19 protein-coding genes and 1 pseudogene are annotated in these 20,149 nt (G+C 45.2%); 9 read left to right on the top strand and 11 right to left on the bottom strand.

The window, feature by feature from the left end:
* Nucleotides 1–99: 99 nt before the first annotated feature.
* The 5 genes from M5J74_RS28930 to M5J74_RS28910 form a co-directional block, all read right to left on the bottom strand.
* The gene (locus M5J74_RS28930; RefSeq protein ID WP_015157321.1) at nucleotides 100–3,720 is read right to left on the bottom strand and encodes a GAF domain-containing protein; all 3,621 of its coding nucleotides are present in this window, start codon (nucleotides 3,718–3,720) and stop codon (nucleotides 100–102) included.
* Nucleotides 3,721–3,887: 167 nt separating this feature from the next.
* Nucleotides 3,888–4,412: a chemotaxis protein CheW gene (locus tag M5J74_RS28925; RefSeq protein ID WP_015157320.1), complete on the bottom strand. Its 525-nt coding sequence runs from the start codon at nucleotides 4,410–4,412 to the stop codon at nucleotides 3,888–3,890.
* A 13-nt stretch (nucleotides 4,413–4,425) separates the two neighbouring features.
* Nucleotides 4,426–4,788 (bottom strand): response regulator transcription factor, encoded by a 363-nt coding sequence (locus M5J74_RS28920; RefSeq protein ID WP_015157319.1) that lies wholly within the window; start codon nucleotides 4,786–4,788, stop codon nucleotides 4,426–4,428.
* A 128-nt stretch (nucleotides 4,789–4,916) separates the two neighbouring features.
* On the bottom strand, nucleotides 4,917–6,173 hold the full coding sequence (locus tag M5J74_RS28915) for a response regulator (protein ID WP_250014732.1): 1,257 nt from the start codon (nucleotides 6,171–6,173) through the stop codon (nucleotides 4,917–4,919).
* 591 nt (nucleotides 6,174–6,764) lie between these two features.
* Entirely contained in the window at nucleotides 6,765–7,802 is a 1,038-nt protein-coding gene (locus M5J74_RS28910; RefSeq protein WP_250014730.1) for a helix-turn-helix domain-containing protein, read from the bottom strand.
* 145 nt (nucleotides 7,803–7,947) lie between these two features.
* Here M5J74_RS28910 and M5J74_RS33725 point away from each other — a divergent pair.
* The 5 genes and pseudogenes from M5J74_RS33725 to M5J74_RS28890 all read left to right on the top strand — a co-directional run bounded on the left by M5J74_RS33725 (nucleotide 7,948) and on the right by M5J74_RS28890 (nucleotide 11,863).
* A pseudogene (locus tag M5J74_RS33725) lies at nucleotides 7,948–8,193 on the top strand (UPF0175 family protein).
* Nucleotides 8,194–8,295: 102 nt separating this feature from the next.
* Nucleotides 8,296–10,422, top strand: a complete 2,127-nt coding sequence (recQ, locus tag M5J74_RS28905) for a DNA helicase RecQ (protein WP_250014728.1) — start codon at nucleotides 8,296–8,298, stop codon at nucleotides 10,420–10,422.
* A gap of 190 nt (nucleotides 10,423–10,612) precedes the next feature.
* Nucleotides 10,613–10,918: an RNA-binding protein gene (locus M5J74_RS28900; protein ID WP_106167977.1), complete on the top strand. Its 306-nt coding sequence runs from the start codon at nucleotides 10,613–10,615 to the stop codon at nucleotides 10,916–10,918.
* Nucleotides 10,919–11,150: 232 nt separating this feature from the next.
* A complete protein-coding gene (locus M5J74_RS28895) occupies nucleotides 11,151–11,663 on the top strand; it encodes a hypothetical protein (RefSeq protein WP_106167978.1) in 513 nt (170 codons plus the stop codon).
* A complete protein-coding gene (locus tag M5J74_RS28890; protein WP_015157311.1) occupies nucleotides 11,660–11,863 on the top strand; it encodes a hypothetical protein in 204 nt (67 codons plus the stop codon). The genes M5J74_RS28895 and M5J74_RS28890 overlap by 4 nt, the downstream gene beginning before the upstream one ends.
* A 157-nt stretch (nucleotides 11,864–12,020) precedes the next feature.
* Here the strand turns inward: M5J74_RS28890 and M5J74_RS28885 are convergent, their stop codons facing one another.
* From M5J74_RS28885 to M5J74_RS28860, 6 genes are all read right to left on the bottom strand, one after another.
* Nucleotides 12,021–12,374 carry a DUF86 domain-containing protein gene (locus M5J74_RS28885; protein WP_015157310.1) on the bottom strand — a complete coding sequence of 118 codons (354 nt, stop codon included), beginning with the start codon at nucleotides 12,372–12,374 and terminating at the stop codon, nucleotides 12,021–12,023.
* The gene (locus M5J74_RS28880) at nucleotides 12,371–12,664 is read right to left on the bottom strand and encodes a nucleotidyltransferase family protein (protein ID WP_015157309.1); all 294 of its coding nucleotides are present in this window, start codon (nucleotides 12,662–12,664) and stop codon (nucleotides 12,371–12,373) included. The genes M5J74_RS28885 and M5J74_RS28880 overlap by 4 nt, the downstream gene beginning before the upstream one ends.
* Nucleotides 12,665–12,832: 168 nt before the next feature.
* A complete protein-coding gene (locus M5J74_RS28875; RefSeq protein WP_015157308.1) occupies nucleotides 12,833–14,119 on the bottom strand; it encodes a glutamyl-tRNA reductase in 1,287 nt (428 codons plus the stop codon).
* 117 nt (nucleotides 14,120–14,236) lie between these two features.
* Nucleotides 14,237–15,274 carry a class II fructose-bisphosphatase gene (gene glpX, locus M5J74_RS28870; protein ID WP_015157307.1) on the bottom strand — a complete coding sequence of 346 codons (1,038 nt, stop codon included), beginning with the start codon at nucleotides 15,272–15,274 and terminating at the stop codon, nucleotides 14,237–14,239.
* A gap of 357 nt (nucleotides 15,275–15,631) precedes the next feature.
* The gene (locus M5J74_RS28865) at nucleotides 15,632–16,483 is read right to left on the bottom strand and encodes a pentapeptide repeat-containing protein (protein ID WP_015157306.1); all 852 of its coding nucleotides are present in this window, start codon (nucleotides 16,481–16,483) and stop codon (nucleotides 15,632–15,634) included.
* Between the two features lie 5 nt (nucleotides 16,484–16,488).
* Nucleotides 16,489–17,133, bottom strand: a complete 645-nt coding sequence (locus M5J74_RS28860; protein ID WP_015157305.1) for a microcompartments protein — start codon at nucleotides 17,131–17,133, stop codon at nucleotides 16,489–16,491.
* 248 nt (nucleotides 17,134–17,381) lie between these two features.
* On the opposite strand from M5J74_RS28860, the gene grxC reads away from it, so the two are divergent.
* The 4 genes from grxC (at nucleotide 17,382) to M5J74_RS28840 (ending at nucleotide 20,079) form a co-directional block, all read left to right on the top strand.
* A complete protein-coding gene (grxC, locus tag M5J74_RS28855) occupies nucleotides 17,382–17,693 on the top strand; it encodes a glutaredoxin 3 (RefSeq protein WP_015157304.1) in 312 nt (103 codons plus the stop codon).
* A 90-nt stretch (nucleotides 17,694–17,783) separates the two neighbouring features.
* Nucleotides 17,784–18,287 (top strand): tRNA adenosine(34) deaminase TadA, encoded by a 504-nt coding sequence (gene tadA, locus M5J74_RS28850; RefSeq protein WP_250014726.1) that lies wholly within the window; start codon nucleotides 17,784–17,786, stop codon nucleotides 18,285–18,287.
* Between the two features lie 129 nt (nucleotides 18,288–18,416).
* Entirely contained in the window at nucleotides 18,417–19,199 is a 783-nt protein-coding gene (locus M5J74_RS28845) for a 1-acyl-sn-glycerol-3-phosphate acyltransferase (RefSeq protein WP_015157302.1), read from the top strand.
* Nucleotides 19,200–19,422: 223 nt separating this feature from the next.
* A complete protein-coding gene (locus M5J74_RS28840; RefSeq protein ID WP_250014724.1) occupies nucleotides 19,423–20,079 on the top strand; it encodes a hypothetical protein in 657 nt (218 codons plus the stop codon).
* Nucleotides 20,080–20,149: the final 70 nt, after the last annotated feature.

Raw genomic sequence — 20,149 nt, 5'->3', positions numbered from 1 at the left:
GGACAAGGGAGACAAGGGAGACAATTCAAGTTACAAGTCGCAAGTCGCAATGACTAGCCACCAGCCACTAGTCACTAGCCACTCCTGACTCCCGACTCCTTACTCCCGACTCACAATAAACTTACTAGCACTGGCTTGTAGTTCTTGTGACATGATGAGTAATTCGTGGAAGGCGATAGATAGCAGAGTGGCATCGTCGGAGGTTCTGGTAGCAATATTTGCCACTTCGGATACGGCTTGGGTGACGGACTGGGACTGCTGAGTTTGCGATTGGGTGGCTTGATTAATCCCGGCAACGAGTTGACCGATTTCGGCGGTGGCTTCCACGATCGCAGTGAGGCTAGAGCGGGTATCGCTGACTAAATGACTGCTGGCGATCGCCTGTTGCACGCCTGTTTCCATTGCTTGGCTGACTTGCGCCGTGCTGGCTTGGATCTCTTGCACGAGCTTGCCAATTTCTGTGGTTGCTGTGGCTGACTGACGGGCAAGCGATCGCACTTCATCGGCAACTACAGCAAAGCCTCGACCGTATTCTCCGGCTCTAGTCGCTTCAATCGCGGCGTTGAGGGCGAGAAGTTGAGTTTGAGTCGTAAAGTTACCGATCGCGTCTACGGCTTTAGAAATCTTTTGCGAGGAGGCACTCAAGCGCTGGATTAATTGGCTGGTTTCTGCTACTGTCTCCCGCAAGGCAAGAATCCCCTCCACCGTGCGGTTCATTGCCGCATCCCCTTGCCGTACGGTCTGGTGGGTGCGTTGCGCCGCTTTTTCTACCTGTGCGGCATCGGCAGCTACAACTGTGGTAGCATCAACCATCGCTTGAATTTCGGTCATGGCACGCTGCAACGCTGTCAATTGTTGTTGTGCTTGTATCGTCAGTGCCGACATTGCCGACTCGCTATTTTGGGAAGTTTGGCTAACTTGTGTCGATGCCGTTTGTAATTGCATGACAATTCGCCGCAGGCTTTGCAAGGTATTATTGTAAGCATCCGCGATCGTCCCAACTTCATCATCTGTGATGGGAGCGCGGACTGTCAGATCGCCATTTAGAGCGGGGCGCACGGCAACGAGTAGCTGCATCGCCCTTTGCTGAAGTTGTTCTTTGGCTACTTTTTCCCTTTGGGCGAGTTGTTGCAATTGTTCTGTCTGAGTGCGAATTTGTTCTAGATAATTTACTTTTTGTAACGCTGCGCCGACTTGGTTGCCTACTTGTGCTAAGGCACTGACTTCTGTTTCTTCCCATTCACGGGGCGCAGAATTCTGATAGGCTGCGAGTAAACCCCAAAGTTCCTGCTGAACGAAGACGGGGACGATCGTGTAGGCTCTGGCTTCCATTTGCTCTAGCAGTTCCACATGACAAGCAGAGTGTCCTGCTGTATAAATATTGTTTACAGCTATAGTTCCTCCTTGGCGATAGCGTCCGCCTTGGGTGTCTTGTAAGTGGCTGTCTTCAATTACGGGTAAGACTTCTAGCAAGCTACTCCACCCAGCCGCCACGGATTCTGCGACAAACTCGCCGCCCCAATCGGGCTTGAATTTATACAAAACTACGCGCTCGGCTGCTAGCATTTGCCGCACTTCTTTCGGAATAATTTTATAAATCGCCGACTCCGTATCGAGCGATCGCAACAAGCGACTGGTAATTCGAGTCACGGCTTGTTCTATAGTTGCCGCACGGCTCAATTTTGCCGATGTTGCTTGGACTTGCTGTAATGCTTCTGCCTGTTGTAGCGCAATCCCCAAAGGGTTACGTACTTGCAGCATAATTTCTATTTCCTCTGCTTGCCAGTGGCGCGCTCCAGAATTTTGATAGGCAGCCAACAAGCCCCACAACTTATCTCCTTGATAAACTGGTATGGTAATGTAGGCTCTGGCTTGGAATTTATCGAGCAATTCCATATAGCACGCCGAAAAATCAGCCTTGTAAACATCATCGACTTGAAGATATTGCTTGTCTCGCAGCGAACTACCCTTGTTATTTTGTAAGAAAGTATCAACGGTAGTCGATCCTGGCGCAGGTATATCTTTGACGACACAGCCTTCATCGTCCGTAAAGTTATGCTGGAGGCTATCGTCTTGTTTTTGCGCTTCTAGTAGCGATCGCCACCCAGGAGCGATGGATTCCGCCACAAATTCCCCACTCCAATCGGGATTGAAGCGATAAATCGCGACTCGATCGGCTTTGAGTAATTGGCGTAATTCGTATGTCGTGGTTCTAAATATATTATTGATATTCAAAGACTGCCGGATCTTATCGATAATCCGAGTCACGGTACGTTCCCGTTCGGCGGCTTGGGCAATTCGATCGGCTTGAGACTGCAATTGCTGACGGACTTCTGCCTGTTGCAAAGCAATTGCGAGGGGATTGCTTAATTGCAGCATGATATTGACTTCCCCGTCTTGCCAGTGGCGGGGACCAGAATTTTGATAAGCAGCTAGCAGTCCCCATAGTTTCGTATCTTGGAAAATGGGAACGATGACATATGCCCGCGCTTGGTATTTCTCTAAGCTGGCGATATAACAGGGAGAAAATCCCGCCGTGTAGATATCATCCACGCGCTTAAATTTTTCCCCTCTAGCGTAGCCACCACCTTTTGTATCTTGCAAATAGGTATCGGCATCGGCGTTAGGAGTATAGGCTGTCAAGTTTCTTAACGTACAGCGGTCTTGGCTGGCGCGATCGCTTTTTAAAACCTCGTCTCCCTCCTGCGCTTCAATCACCGAAACCCAGCCAGCAGCGACGGACTCCGCAATAAATTCCCCACTCCAATCGGGATTGAAACGATAAATTGCCACTCGATCTGCTTTGAGTAACTGGCGTAATTCTTGAGTAGTCGTGCGGAATATACTGCCAATGTCGGGGGAACCTTGAATTTTTTCAATCACCCGCGCTAAGACTTTTTGCTGTTCGCCAAGCGATCGCAAAAGAATCTTGTATTCTTCTGGTTGTACGAGCAAGGCTAATTCAGTGGCAACTCGATCCAGCAGACTGATTTCGCTTTCCGTCCAACTACGAGGACTCTGGCATTGCTGCGCCACCAACAGACCCCATCCTCCCTCTGGCAAAGCAATCGGGACGCTTAAGCTAGCACAAACTTGAAACCGTTCTAGCAATTGAATTTGATAGGGACTCAAGGAAGCTTGATAAATATCTGCTAGAGCGATCGCGGGCGAGTGTTGGTACGCTTGTAAATTTTCTGCCCCAAACATCCGCACTGCTAGAGTTTCCCCCAAACTCGGGGTAAAATCTCCCACCATTGCCTCTGCTAAAACAACACCTTTTTCCTCATCCAAAAAACGATAAATTAATACTCGGTCGGCTTGCAGATACTGACACACCAGATGAGCTGTCGTTGGTAACAGTCCGTCTTCTGCTGCCGCTTGTCGCATCACGCTGGCGATCGCGCTCAATCGTTGCCGTTCGCTTTTGAAGCTACTAGCAGTTGCTACATCCTGGTCTTTCATTCCCATTTGAAGCATTTGTGCCAATTGCTCCAACTGGAGAAACTTAGCTCTAGCTTCCGGTGCATTCAACAATCCCGCTTGTTCTAATTCCGCTTTCATGGCATTGACTAGTGCGGTAGGTTGAGTTGCATCTGCAACTGCGTCACTAGCAGACTGCTGCGTGCTATCTAAAGGTGGCAGTATTTTTGTGCTACCGCGATATTGTTGTCTCTGCTCTGGAAGTTCCTGTTCTTGCTTAAATAAATTTTTAAATTGCATTAGTTGTTAGTTGTTAGTTGTTAGGAGAGTGAGTAGTGAGTATTTATCAGTGTAGAGACGTTACATGTAACGTCTGTACAAAGTTATCAGTTGTCAGTAGAGAGTAGTGCGCGGTGCGTGGTGCATCTTCAATTCCGAATTCCGAATTCCGAATTTTGAATTCTCCCCTATCCCCTATGCAGTTGCCACATCGGACAACGGGCGATCGCCTCGGGGTCGAGGACTATAGCATCGGCTTGAGGCAAGTATCCTTGTAAAAAGGGTAAGGTTTTGGCAGCAAATAAACTTGCTGTTGCTGGTTGAATCTGACTCGGATCGTGCCATTCGATATCCTGCACTTGCGATACCACTAGACCCATTGACTGTCCTTCAATCTGCATGACGATCGCCATCAGCGGGACGCTGGCGATTTCTGAGGCGACAAGGGGCGGATAGTCGAGAAAGAGATTCAGATCGACTAGCCACAGCATTTTTCCCCGCCAGTTGCAAATTCCCAAAATGCATTCAGGCATGGCGGGTACGGGTAATATTTCTGCTAATACAATTTGTATAACTTCGGCAACATGAATTAAAGCCAGCAAACCGCTATCTTGGGAGCCGAGGCGACAGCGGAGAAACTTTTCCTGGGAGGATGGTGCTACTCCATCCAGTCGTAACGAACTCGTTTTAGCTAGAGAATCAAGTATCTCCATAAGTTCTCTAAAACTATAAAATAAACTGTTGGATGACTTGCAGTAATTGTTGTTGGTCTACTGGTTTAGCTATGTAAGCATTTGCACCTAACATAGAACCCCACAGGCGATCGACTTCCGTACCTTTGGAAGAACAAATCACGATTGGGATTTTCTTGGTTGCATCATTTGTTTTCAAGCTGTGACAGAGTTCAAATCCACTTTGACCAGGTAAAATGACATCCAAGATCACCAAGTCTGGTGTTTGCAATCTTAGCTGTGCCTCGGCTTCTTCACCGCTTTGCACGCCAATTACCGTTAATCCTATTTGTCTGAGATAGCGGGTTAATAGTTCGGCATCAGTCAAACTATCTTCTACTAACAAAACTGTACTCACAAACTCTCTCCTACCAATTGCTCCAATTCAATTGTCCTGCTTACCACCCCACTCGCGACAACAAGGCTCGGTCGATTTCAATCAATTCCATATTCCATCGCTGGTTTCTCGTCGGCAACGCGAGTATTTCAATCGCCGAATTCTAAATATTTTCTCACCACGTTGAGGATTTTCGGCGCTTCGATTGGTTTTGAGATAAATTCTGTCGATCGCACGACTTTGGCACGGACGCGATCGATAATCCCGTCGTTACTGGTTAAAATAATGGCGGGTGTATCTTTCAATACAGAAGTTCGGCGGATTTGGGCGCAAATTTCGTAACCATTGGCGATCGGCATCACCAAATCTAAGAAAATTAAACTAGGTTTATGTTCTAAAAGCATTGGTAGGGCAAGCACGGAGTCTTGCAAGCTGATGTATCGATAGCCTGCTTGGGTGAGAATTCTGCCTAACAACTGGCTATCTCTAGGACTGTCATCGATATAGGCTATGAGAGGACTCGTCGTCTTTGGCTGTGCGGTAGAAGACTGGGAACCTCTCTTGATGATGTGTTCCAGCTTCTCGCCAATATCCCCCACTTCAATCGACTTCATCCAGCCGCGCCGGATATAGGGGAGCAGAGATTGGGTGAGTAATATCGGGTCTTGTCGCAATCTCAAGGCTAAATCTCGCAGCGTTCGCTTACCATCTACCATCGATACCAGACTGCGGTAGACGACGGGTGAAGATTGTTGCTGCAATTCTTCGCGCTGCCAGATCAACGGAGCCACATTCGGTGAAAACTCTTCTAGTCCCGCCTGACACCATTTCTGCCAAGCCTGCTTTGCTTGCTGCCAAGAACGATCTGGAGAGAGAAAAACTAAAGGCGCAGCATATAAGTTTTCTTCGGGAGTAAAAGTATAGCTCAGGGGCGGAAGGGAGCGATCGCGCAGCCACTGTTCCTGTTGCAGAATATCAAATAAGACTTCTGCTACGCTACCTTGAACCACCGATACCATTTGCTGGCGCAGTATCTCTCTTTTGCTCATCAATGCAGCTAAAAACTCATAATCGTCGCGGCGATATTTTTGTTCTTGGTAAAGGTGTATCGGATCGACTTGAATTTGAGGGCAGTACTGCGCCAACTGACGCAGCCAACGCCGCCGGGGATGCACTCCGCCTGCATCCCCAATCAGATGACCCAAGTGAAAATACAAACTCCACTGCTGCCGTCCATTGGAGTCTTGAATCTTCAACCTACCGTTCCTTAATTGCCCTTGGCTCCAAGCTTGTAGCCAGTTGTTTAGTTTCACTGTATGTAAATGACTCTCAGTCATTGCCGATTCCATGTGGCAGATGCTTGTGTTGGTAGTTGGTATGTGACAATCTAGTTCGTATCGACGCATGATGTTCGCGCCGACTCACCTTCTCGGTAGAGCAGGTCAGCCTCAAATGCTACCTGCTGAATCGAGCAGTTCTACTCCTGGCATTTCACTCCATCGACTCGGTTACTAATTCTGATTAATAAGAATAAGAGAATTTGTGAATACTTAATAGTACTAGAAGCAAATTGTCAATTGCCAGTAATAATCTTTAGAAAATTAAGCTACTTGCAGATTTATATCGCTTATCGCTTTGACTTTTTTCATAGAGCATAAAGTCTAAGCCCTCCTGAAGTCAAGCAGTTGTCCCACCCGAGCCAGCTTTCGCTATTGTCTTGTTTGTTTGCCCCTACTGCAAATTTATGTATATTAAAATACCGCAGCTTGTACCTGAATATGATACTGGCTTTCTCTCGTTTCTAGACTAGAGCGATCGCAGAGATTTCTGTTTGTCTAATAAAGCCTTGTCGTTCTTGAAGGCGCACGATATGAACTAGAGCTATATGTAAGGGCGCGATCGGCAGTACCATTCTCCCCATCAATACCAATAATGATACGCGATCGTAACACAAGCTCGTAATCGAAAATACTTGATTTCTTCATGTCTATGGCTGTTTAGCTTGAAGGCTTACGCCAAACAATTGGATAATATTTTCCCATATAAGTTGTGAAGTCAAAAGAGAAAGTATGCTGCTCAGAATTTATCTGGCAAATTCCCATGTTTCTCTGATCTGAACCTTTAGGCATAGCTTTTAGCTTGACAGTTCCATTGCAAAAAGGGCATACACCATAAGTTTCGGTCAAAAAAATGTTTCCATTGCTATTACTCTTTAAAGATATCCCAGCTTTTAACCAAACATTTCTCTTATTTCTGAGCGCCGAGCCTGAACCTAAAGATGTGGCACTCAACCAAGCCAATAAGAAAAAAGCAATAGAAAAGTTACTTCCTAAAATGACATAGGTATAAATGAAGCCGATGATACTAGGGAAAATTCCAATCCGTCCCCACTTAACTAAACTTGTCGGATTAAAAAAAGTATAAATCAAGCCAACAATACTTGAAAAAAGTCCAATCTGTATCCATTGAATTAGACTTCGTGAAGTAAAAGGAAGTAGCTTTACTGGTTTATATTGATATTGGATTAAAGGACTAAGCCCTTCTGTTAGATTTTGTACTACCTCAGCAGCACCCATACTTGCTATTTCTTCTATTGTGGCTTCAAACCTAGATGAACTACCACGCCTAACATAGACAATATTTTTTTTCAATTGTCCATAGTTTTGCTTTAGAAAAACTGGACGCTTCTGCATTGGTATAGTGATAATACCAATCTGACGACCTTCAAACGGATATGCCCTATAGGAAAATTCTATGGGATGCTGTGTCTTACTGTTGACAAATTGTTGAAGGCTTGCATCATCTAAGTGGTGCTGAACTCCTACAACACGACTCCTCTCACCCCTTACTTCATCGACTCCAACAAGTATATAAGCAGATGTTCTTCGCCAAGCATTAGTAAAAGCTAATATGTCTTTAAGAAGTTCACTTTTTTCTTCATTACTAGCATTAGCAAAGGGATATTGATCTCGCTTGAAGTCAAGAGATGAGCTTTCATCTTCATTCAAGAGCTGTTCTAGCAAAATATCATCCATAAATTACCCAGCTTTAACTACTGTCCACGCCACATTGCTTCAATGGAGAATGACCCTTTAATACCTGAGAGAACTTCCTAGCTTAAATACATTACGTCTTATGTATGTAATATAGATTAAATATTAACATCAAAGGACGAAAAGGATGAGTATTACTATTTTTGACGAAATGCTAGCGACGACTCGCATGAGTGAAGCCGCAATGAAACAGGAAATTGCAGTGATGCTGTTTTAAAAGGAGAAATTAACCATAGCCCAAGCGAGTTGATTTGCTGGAACGAATCGCATCGCATTTCAGCATCTACTGGCGAGTCGCCAAATTCTAGTTCATTACGGTGTGGAAGATTTTGAACAAGATATTAAGAATTTGTGGGAAATGGGTAGGCTGTGATCGCTGTCAGCGATACCTCGCCTATTTTCCAACTACAAACCTTTTCGCGCATCGTGAATCTGGGCAAAATACAATATAGTAATCCCGCACACTACCTCAACCATGCCTCGGTTTCAATCCCTGGAAGCAGCACTCAAACACTACTTCGGCTACGATAGCTTCCGCCCTGGACAAAAACAAATCGTCGAACAAGCGCTGCAAAATCGGGATCAACTGATTGTCATGCCTACAGGTGGCGGAAAATCTCTCTGCTTTCAGCTGCCAGCCCTGTTACAGCCAGGTTTAACTGTAGTCGTATCCCCCCTGATCGCCCTCATGCAAGACCAGGTGGAGGCGCTGCGAGATAACGGAATTGGGGCAACATTTCTCAATAGCAGCCTCAACTTACATCAAGTGCGATCGCGGGAACAAGCGATTCTCAGCGGCAAAACTAAACTCCTCTACGTCGCCCCAGAACGCCTGTTAAACGAAAAATTTCTGCCTTTTCTCGACTTAATTCGCGAGAAAATCGGGATTGCAGCTTTTGCAATCGATGAAGCCCACTGCGTCTCGGAGTGGGGACACGACTTTCGCCCCGAATATCGCCAGTTAAAACAGTTGCGTCAGCGTTACCCTGGTGTACCAACCCTCGCCCTCACCGCCACAGCCACAGATAGAGTTCGTCAAGATATTATTCAACAGTTAGGATTATCACAACCTAGCATTCATATTGCGAGTTTCAACCGCCCTAATCTTTACTACGAAGTTCAACCGAAACAAAAGCAAAGTTACAGCCAACTTTTACAAATTATTCGTCAATCGGAAGGATCGGGAATTGTCTATTGTCTCAGTCGTCGTAAAGTAGATGAGATTGCCTTTAAGTTACAACAAGACAAAATTGCGGCTCTACCTTACCATGCAGGTTTAAGCGATACAGAAAGAGCGGAAAATCAAACCCGTTTTATTCGCGATGATGTCAGAGTTATGGTAGCAACGATCGCCTTTGGGATGGGAATTAATAAACCTGATGTACGATTCGTTATCCATCACGATTTACCTCGAAATATTGAAGGTTACTATCAAGAATCGGGACGGGCGGGAAGAGATGGTGAAACAGCCCGTTGTACTCTATTTTTAGGTTACGGTGATATCAAAACAATTGAATATTTAATCGACCAAAAAACCGATTTGCAAGAACAAAGAATTGCCCGTCAACAGTTGCGTCAGGTCATAGATTTTGCTGAAGGGACAGATTGTCGGCGCACAATTGTCTTAGGCTATTTTGGCGAAAGATTTGCCGGACAATGTAGCGGTTGCGATAATTGTCTTGCACCTAAACCAGTTGCGGACTGGACAATCGAGGCGATGAAATTTCTTTCTTGCGTGGCGCGCTGCAAAGAGAAATTTGGCATGAATCACATTATTGATATCTTGCGCGGTTCTAAAAATCAAAAAGTTTTGCAATACAACCATAATAAACTTTCAACTTACGGAATTGGCAAAGATAAAACTGTAGAAGAATGGCGATTGTTAGGGCGATCGCTACTACACCAAGGTTTACTAGATCAAACAACTGATGGTTATTCTGTTTTAAAACTTAATGCTGCAAGTTGGGAAGTCATGCGGCGACAGCGGACAGTTTCAATTGCAATCGATACCACCCCAAATCTCTCGGCTCAACCGTTAGAAGCACGAACGGCTGAAGTCGAAATGTTATTTCAAAAATTGCGATCGCTGCGTAAAGAAATTGCTGACGAACAATCAGTTCCACCCTATGTCATCTTTGCCGATTCTACGCTGAAATTGATGGCGTTGCAGCAACCACAAACTTTAACTGAATTTGCCCAACTTTCGGGTGTAACCTCACATAAAATAGCTCAGTATGGCAATAAATTCTTAACAGAAATTCAAGCTTACACTAAAACTCAAACCCAAACTTCAAATATACCAACTGACACCGAACAATTTACATTACATTTATATCAACAAGGATTAAGCGTAGCAGAAATTGCCCAAAAGCGAGATTTGCGCCCGACAACAATTATCCGCCACCTGTCAGATTTGGTGGAAAAGAATCAAGATGTAGATTTAGATCGTTTAGTGAATCGCGATCGCCAGATTAAAATTTGTCAAGCTTTAGAAAAACTGGGTGATATTTCCCTGACCCCAATTCGAGAATATTTAGGTGAGGATTATTCCTACGACGAAATCCGCTTGGTGAGGGGACGCTGGCGAAAAGACAAAAATTGAAGCTGGCTCTAAAAGGTCAACTAGCGCGCCATTGAGATCGCGATCGCCGCGATCGCGATCGTCCAAAAATCTCATAATGCGGTAGCATATAGACGAGACAATGAAATTCGGTTGTATTGTTTGTGATTAAAATCAACAGGCTTCTCTCCGAAATCTGAATCTCTGCACCTTCTGATTTTGGAGACAATGTATGTCAATTTATGTAGGTAACTTATCATATGAGGTAACGCCAGAAGACCTCAGCGCTGCTTTTGCACAGTATGGCTCTGTAAAAAGAGTTCAATTACCAACCGACCGCGAAACAGGTCGAGTGCGTGGTTTTGCATTCGTAGAAATGGATACAGATGCCGAAGAAACCACTGCTATTGATGCCCTCGATGGCGCTGAGTGGATGGGGCGGAATATGAAGGTGAATAAAGCAAAGCCTAGAGAAGACAGAGGCTCGTCTGATGGTAGACGTGGAAGCAACAACGGGGGATACTCTCGTCGTTACTAAACTTTGATACAAAGAATTTGACTCTAAGGTTTGAGGGTAGACAAGGAGTCTGCCCTTTTGTTTTTGAACATAGCTTGCGGAGCAGGTTGGCTAAATTCTAGCCTAGTTGATTTTATAACAAAGGAACACAGCTAGATTGGAGTGACTGCATTTTCGCAACTACAAACACCATACTTAGTATTGACAAAATAGCCAAAAATGAAAGCAACTTAAGTAAAAAAACACTTAAAATATGACTCCAGAAGCAATACGCATTGTTACTCAATTAAGGCGTGAGTTTTATTCTCTCTTTGCTACAGAGATGAGAGTTCCAGTAATTATTACTAACAGTAACTCATCCGCTAGTAATCCTTCTATAGCTTCTTGGGTAGATCGTCAACAAAGATTAAACTATGTATATATTTACGTCCACTTATCACCTGATGAATTAATCCCCAACCGTCCATTTCTGCTGAAGTTAGCTATTAATAAAGGTGCTGGTATAGCTACATTTACGAAACAGCATCAAGACTATCGAAAACCGAATCAGCGTTGGTACTTCGAGTTAACTCTATTGCCAGAAGAAATCTTAGATTTTCTGCCCTGGATAGTTAGCTTGGTTCAGTCTCATGAAAAAGGTTTTAACTCATTTGCGTTAGAACCACCACATCCGTTTGAGGTCAAGATGTCTCATCTACGATTATCCGGTGATATTTGGACTCAGAAAGCTGGACAGCAAGCTTCTCATACTCTGGTAGTCCAATGAAAATTCAAGCATTAAACATTCAGATTGGCGATCGCATTGTTGCCTATTGTAATAGCAAGAGACAAATCTGTACTGTCAAGCAAGTACTAGATTCCGGTCAAGGTAGCATCGCACTGACAGTATGCCCTTCTGGGAATAATCGGCTTTCACTTTCACGGGTGATTCGGTTCCACCAAGATGCTTCTGTCGATGTCCTGTAGAGACTTTACATGTAACGTCTCTACAGACTCGTCTCCAGATTTTCAACGATCTCTGCTGCTAGCACATCGGGTTCTGGTGGATTGTCTAGATCGTACAGGCTCTCATCCTTAAGATAACGTTTGCCTTACTTGGCCGATCGGATTACACAATATCTTATTAAGAAAAGTCTTTTACATCTCGCAAAACTTCCGAAATCATTGTTTTCAACTGAGGAACGTCTTCTTGAACCGCTTTCCAGATAATTTCTATATCCGTATTGAAATAATCATGGATTAGTTTATCCCGCATTCCAGCAATATCTCGCCAGGGAATATCAGGATATTGGCTTCTCACTGAATCGGGGATTCGCTTCACGGCTTCGCCAATAATTTCGATCGCCCTTGAAACGGCAAACACCTTCTCCAGGTTTTGTGAGAAATCCTCAAAGTTAATGCCTGTCGTAAACTGCTCGATCGCAGCAACAGCATCCAAAATATCCTGCAAGTAGTCTGCAACTTCCCGCTTACTCACAGATAGACGACCTCTGCCAAAATCCGCTCTCCAATGCGTGGTTTTAAACCAGCCTTATGCACCAGATCGACCTTGACTCCCAGATTATCGCTGAGATAGTTCTCTAAATTGACAAATTTCAACAAGCTTGGTGTCTCAAAAAACTCCACTAGCACATCCACATCGCTAGTTTCGGTCTGTTCTTGCCTAACGTAAGAACCAAAAACCCCTAACTCTCGAACTTTGTAACGTTCCTGCAACAATGACTTGTTTTGTACAAGCCACTGCTTAATCTCCTCCAGCGTTTTCATAAAGCCTAACTCCCTCAAGGCAAGCACAGCACGTAATCTAGCTTACCCTGCTCTGTTCCGGCTCTGAAATTGTGGTTAGGACGGGCTGACAAAGATCCTTGTATTTATTCAAAGATTCCTGGTGAACCCGCCCCTACGAATGACAAATGACAAATGACGAATGACAAACTAACCAAACTGTTCCTCAGCATCCAAATTAAACAGGACTTGAAGAGTCTGCATACAACGCCGCCTCGCTTCAATATCCTGCTGCGATCGCAACTGTACCATCGGATCGTGCAAAATTTTATTTACGATTCCTCTAGTTAAAGCTTCGATTACTTCTTGGTGCTTTTCGGCAAATTCCGAACCCAAACGCGATAGAGCTTTTTCTAACTCTTGTTCGCGAATGGTTTCGACTTTATGACGCAAGCAACTGATCGTAGAAACAGTTTCCAGCGATCGCCACCACACGTCAAATGTTTCTACTTCCTCATCCAGCAGCTTTTCAGCTTCCATTGCCATTCTGCGACGGCTTTCTTGGTTTTGAGCCACCACAGCCTTTAAATCGTCTACGTTAAACGCTTGTACGTTGTCTAAATTGTTGACATCTTCATGTACGTTACGCGGTACGGAGATATCAAATAGCATCAATGGGCGATTTGGTTCTAAAGCAATTTCTAGCTTAGCGCGATCGATCAGCGGTTCTGTAGCCGAGGTACTAGTAAATACCAAATCTGATGTTGCCACCACTGGCATCATTTCTGATAGTAAACAAAGTTTTAAATCTGCATGTTGAAACTGATTAGCTAAAGCTTGCGATCGCTTTAAAGAACGATTCAAAATACAAATTTGACTCGCACCTTTTGCCACCAAATGTTTGACGAGTAACTCCGACATTTTACCCGCCCCAACGATCGCCACTCGGCAAGCAGCCAAATTAGCAACTTTCATTTGGGCTAATTCTACTGCCGCAGAACTAATCGAAACCGCACCAGTACCGATACTAGTTTCAGAACGTACCCGTTTGCCAGCCGTAATTGCTTGTTTAAACAGCTTATTCAGAATGAGTTTGATACCGTTATATTGTTGTCCTAAACTGTGAGTTTGTTTTACCTGAGCTAAGATTTGCCCTTCTCCTAACACCAAGCTATCCAAACCAGCCGAGACTCGCATCAAGTGCATGACTGCATCTTGGTGGAGCAAAATAAATAAATGTTGTCTTAAATCGCGGACTGGTAATTTGCTATGTTCGCCCAAAAACTGGGTCACTTCTCGAATCCCTTGTTCCGTTTCTGGAGTAACAATATAAATTTCCAGACGATTACAAGTGCTAAGTATTGCTGCTTCGGTAATATGCGGATAGCTACACAAAAGAGCGATCGCGCCTTCCAACTGCGATTCTGGAATACTCAGCTTTTCCCTAACTTCTACTGGGGCTGTTTTGTGACTTAACCCGATAACCGCAATGTTCATGTCTCCTCCCAAATGAGGGGCTAGGGGTGAGGAGTGAGGGGCGAGGGAATTCTTCATTAATTCCGAATTCCGAATTCTCCCTGCTCGATCGCTCCTGCTCCCTGCTCCCTTTTCTTCCTACTTCAGTTGCAGTGTCTTTGGTTCGTCAAACATATGGATCGTGTCTACAAACCGCGCCGTGCGAGATTGGCTGGAGATAACTAAACTTTGGGTTCTGGCTCCACCTTTGAAGAAGCGGACACCTTCCATCAGCGTACCTGGGGTAATACCACAAGCAGCGAACAGAACGGTTTGACCCGAAGCTAACTCTTCAGCATTGTAAACTCGGTCTGGGTCATTAATTCCCATTTCTTTCAAACGGGCAATATTTCCCTCTTTACTTTCGCCAATCAAACCAGTTTTGACTACTTCTGGATCGTAGATCAATTGTCCTTGGAAATGCCCGCCCAAACAGCGCAATGCAGCAGCAGAAATCACGCCTTCTGGAGCTGCGCCAATTCCCATCAAGGCATGAATGTTCGTTCCCGAGAAAGCGCAGGAGATCGCGGCGGAGACATCACCATCGCTAATTAAGCGTACTCTTGCCCCTGCTTGACGAATTTCTTGAATGAGTTCTTTGTGGCGAGGGCGATCCATCACGACCACAACTAGCTCCTCTACGGCGCGTCCGAGGCATTCTGAGAGGATTTTGAGGTTTTGGGTAGCCGATTTATTAATATCGACATGACCGCGTGCTGGGGCTGGTGCTGCGAGCTTTCTCATGTAAAAGTCAGGAGCAGCAAACAAACCACCTTTTTCGGCGATCGCCAACACAGCCATCGAGCCGTTTTGTCCGTAGGCGACTAAGTTAGTCCCTTCACAAGGGTCAACGGCAATGTCAATTTCAACTAATTCATCTGGGTTACAGTAATCTTTGGCATCGGCACGGGTACAAATCCCGACTTCTTCGCCAATGTATAACATGGGGGCTTCATCCCGTTCGCCTTCACCGATGACAATCCGACCCCGCATGTAAATTTTATTCATTCTCTCCCGCATGGCTTCTACAGCCACTTGGTCAGCAGTGTTTTTCTCGCCTTTACCCATCCAACGGGAAGATGCGATCGCTGCTTGTTCTACAACTTCAATAATCTCTAAACCTAGAGTATTTTCCACGCGGTCTGTCCTCCCAATGCTCTGTTTGCTGCTGTTGTTTTGCGGCTGTATCAGTACATAAGTCTACCAAACGGCGTAACCCCGTGGACTACAAGTATTTACTCAGGTTTTGTTAAGTTTTGCTGCTGAAGATGGGTAAGGGGTAAGGGGTAAGGGGTAAAAGGGAATTGAGGAGGCGATCGCAACTTCAATTTTCTTGACCGTCTTTTAGTATTTTTGTACTTATGGTTTAGCAATTGTTATAGAATTCGCGGCTATAACAGACAAAACCTGCCTCCGCAGGTTTCAAATCTTCCATTGTTTCCTAGTCCGCCTGTGCGGACTTAGTTTGTCTAGCTGCGATTTTAATCGCCCATTTTAATGACGAACCTTACCATCAGGCATAATTGCCCCCTGAAAAATCGCCTTACTCAAATTAGCTCCATCCAACTTAGCTTCGGTTAAATTAGCCCCTATAAAAATAGCCCTACTCAAATTAGCGCCCCGCAAATCTGCTCTAATTAAATTAGCATTTGTAAAATTAACTTTACTTAAATTCGTCCATCTCAAATCCGTCAGATAAAGCTCTGCTGCACTTAAATCAGCACCAAACAAATACGCCCCACCAAAATGAGCTTCACTCAAATTAGCTTGACATAAATTAGCGCGATAAAAATAAGTAGCGATCGCCTCAGCCTCATATAAATTAGCACTACTCAAATTAGCATGACTGAAATTAGCCCCAGTTAAATTAGCATAAACCAGACTAGCCCGACTTAATTTCGCCACGCTCAAGTCTGCTTCGCTAAGAGTAGCTCCAATAAATTCAGCCGCCGTCAAATTAGCATGGCTGAGATCTGCGGCTTTTAAATCGACACCCCGCAAATCTGCTCCTATCAGGTTGGCATAAGCTAAATCTGCACCCATCATTTGAGCCGAAATTAACTGAGCGTCAACTAATTCGGCTTTTTGCAAATTAGCGTCAATCAATTCAGCTTCGCACAAACTAGCTGCACTGAGATTAGCCCCACATAAATTAGCTGCAATCAGTTTAGCGCGATCGAGATTGGCTCTTTTTAGATTAGCCTTGGTAAGATTAGCACCCCTAAAATTAGCCCCACACAAATTAGCCGCGCTCAAGTCAGGTACAATCTGCACGTATGAAGAGCGCCACTCTAACCAAGTAACCGCACCCTGTTGCAGTAGCGCCAGATGCTCCCGATTTGCCATTCCTGCTACTCCTTGCGCCCACCAACAGTAGGAAGTTCGCGCCCGTGGGCATTTTCCATCGCCGCCAACGCCGCACTCGAACCCGCAATAATATCTCGTTCTTCCCCACCCAGGTAAAGCCGTCCAAAACTACCCACCGCTTGAATCTCTAGAATATTAATCAAAGCTGCTTTTTCTGCTTGATTTGCGGCTAGAGCTGCATAAGCCGCAGGTTGAACTTCTAATACATACAACGTTTGTCCTGCCAAAATCATCTGTCCTCGGCGGGTGCGGTTAATCAATTGTGTTTGGTGCGGATCGATATTGCGAATAATCTGACTCGACATCACTTGTGGCTTGAGGCAATCTCGTTCGCGTACTCCCATTGCTTCCATCACCGCCTTACCCGCTGCCCGCGTCTCCCCCTGGCGACTAGAATGGACTTCTAGCAATCCATAAAGCCGTTCTACAACCTGCACCCCTGGACGCACAGAAGCAGATTTTAAGGCAATATCCATTAATCGGATCACCTCAATCCCTGGCGAGACTTCAATCCACAGAGAAGCATCACCTGGTAATGGCAAAAAACCTGCTGCCACCGTTCCCATGTAAGCTGCGTGTTGAGGTTGTAAGCTGTCTATAAATACATAACTACGTAATTCAATACCCAAAACTTAAATCTCCAAGCTCGTCATTGGTCATTAGTCATTAGTCATTTGTGAGTTTCTAGCGATCGCCAGTAAAAATACCAATAGAGGCATAATTAAAGACTTACAGTGAAGGTGAGAGATAGTACCGATTACCAATTACCAATTACCAATTACCAAACTCTCACGTAGGCTGACTGTAGTTAAGTATAATCAGAATTAATATGCGATCGCGTTCGTAAATTTCTGCCCAGATTGCCAATAATATAACTATGTTGGATTTCCTCAATCCGATTCTCAACCGTCATCCAGAGCGAGTCAAAGCCAACGTTGAGATTTATACCTGGCAGACTTGCCCCTACTGCATCCGCGCCAAACTACTACTGTGGTGGAAGGGTGTCAACTACACGGAATACAAGATTGATGGTGATGATGTAGCGAGAAATAAAATGGCAGAACGCGCCAACGGACGGCGCACCGTTCCGCAAATCTTCATCAATAACGAGCATTTCGGTGGCTGCGACGATATTTACAAACTAGATAGCGAAGGCAAATTAGATCCTCTCCTCGCTCAGCCAGCCTAATATTTGTAGAAACGTTCGTAGGGATGCACGCTGTAGTAGGGGCGCACAGCTGTGCGCCCCTACTATGTGCGAACAAAAAACAGCAGAAACATGATTGAAGCCCCAGAATACATCATCCACTGCCAATGGATGCAACGGGCGATCGCTCTTGCCCAAATTGCCGGGGAAGCCGGAGAAGTTCCCGTGGGCGCAATAATTATCGATTCAAACGGTAACGTCATTGCCGAAGCAGAAAATCGGCGCGAACGAGACAACGATCCCACCGCCCACGCAGAAATTATTGCTTTGCGCCAAGCTGGTAAAACCTTACAAAACTGGCATCTCGATCGCTGTACCCTATACGTTACCCTAGAACCTTGTCCCATGTGTGCGGGAGCGATCGTCCAAGCACGAATTGGTTTACTTGTCTATGGTGCAGACGATCCGAAAACTGGAGCTATTCGCACCGTCACCAACATTCCCGATAGCGCCTGCTCCTACCATCGTCTCCCCGTTCTCGCTGGCATTTTAGAATCTACCTGTCGTCAACAACTGCAAGATTGGTTCCGCCAGAAGAGAGGGAGCAGGGAGCAGGGAGTAGGGGGAGAAAAGTAACTAGTCACTGGTCACTGGTCACTGTTCACTGCTAAAACTGTCCCCTATGTGTAGCGATCGCGACTAAAAAAAATTAGGGTGGAATTAAAGCCATATAACTTTACGTTCGCTTACACACTCGCCACCCTCATGATTCAGCTCGATTCCTCGCACACTGATATTGGGACAACTAAAAAGACCAAGGTGGCTGCAAGCTCTCACGTTTCGCCTTGGTTAACGCCCATAGTCTATCCTATCGGACGGCGTTTGGTCTTCCCCTTTTATTTTGACAAGATTGAAGTTAGCGGATGGGAAAACTTGCCGAATGGAGGTCCTGTCATCGTAGCACCTACCCACCGTTCTCGTTGGGATGCGCTCATGGTTCCTGCAATCGTGGGTAAGGTTGCAACCGGGCGAGATCCGCGTTTTATGGTGTCCATAGACGAAATGAAGGGTATCCAAGGATGGTTTATTAGCCATCTCGGAGGGTTTGCTGTTGATGTGAAGCGTCCATCCATTGCTACTCTCAGACATGGCGTAGAATTACTACAACAAGGAGAAATGCTAGTCATTTTTCCTGAAGGTGGCGACCTGAAAAAAAATCGCGAGTGTACGCTGAATTCTCTTCAACCTGGTTTAGCTCGCCTAGCACTACAAGCCGAATCAAGTCAGCCAAATTTAGGTGTCAAAATATTACCGCTCGGTATTTACTATAATCCTCCCACCGTACCGTGGAGATCTCAGGTTAGGATTAGTATTGGTTCTCCTATCCAAGTAGGAGATTACAGCACGGGTTCGATTAAAAAAGATGCGAAGCAATTGACACAAGATTTAGAACTAGCACTTAAACAGTTGGGCAGTAAGACGCAAGCAACCGTAGAGCAAGACAGCGCTCCTTCCCTATACTCTGAAAGAAAGGAATCTTTTATTTAAAACAATAGCTTCAGGTATCGCCGCCGAGGGAACAAAGTCAAAAGTCAAAAGTCAAAAGTCAAAAGCTAAAAGTCGAAAGTAACTGCTTTCTATCCCCGACTTCCCATACAGACGTTGCCTGCAACGGCTCTACACCGACTTCCTGATAACTGATAACTGATACCTGATAAGATACCCGAAGTTCAAAATCGGTCTTGTGTTTTTTAGCGCACGGAATTAAGCCATGATTTCTGCTGGAACTCAACGCTTCCTTTACCATAGCTGCATAACATTATTTTCGGCGATCGCAGCTATTACTTTGCTGTCCCCAACTTACGTCCAGGCGCAAACGCCACCAGCACCAGCTACTCCTAACCAAGCTCAACCTATCGATCCAAAAAATCCTAACATTATTCAACCTTCTGCCCAGAATAATAGCGTTTTGAGCGTGGCTGGAGGTCAACGGCTGATGTCGGAAGCTAGCAGCGCTATCTCCTCTCAAAACTACGACACAGCGGTGAAAAAGTTGCAGGAGGCGCGTCAGGTTTTCAATCAAATGTCTAATTTCTACCAACAGCTAGCTGGTAACTTTCAAGGTATTGACAATCGCGTTGCCGATAGCCAGCGTAAGAAAGCCTTGGATACTGCCCAAATGCGCGATGATGCGACTTACCAACTGGCATTGGTACATCGAGCGCAAAACAAGCCAGAACTTGCCGTACCGCTGCTGGTTCAGATTGTTAACAGTCAAAACCCAACTAGAGATTTGGGCAAAAAAGCCTATCAACAACTATTCGAGTTAGGATTTGTTGACACGCCTTTTCCGCGTACTAGCGATACTGGTAATGCGCCGCAACGGAGTGAAGCTAAGCCTGCCGAACAATCTGCTCCAAAACAGTAGCGCCGGGGCGATCGCTCATCTATCCTTAGAAATAGTTAAATTAGAAAAGAGTTCAGCAATTAGGAATTGA

The sequence above is a fragment of the Chroococcidiopsis sp. CCNUC1 genome (assembly GCF_023546805.1).
Classification (GTDB): domain Bacteria; phylum Cyanobacteriota; class Cyanobacteriia; order Cyanobacteriales; family Chroococcidiopsidaceae; genus Chroococcidiopsis; species Chroococcidiopsis thermalis.
This window is presented reverse-complemented; position numbering and strand designations above follow the sequence as displayed.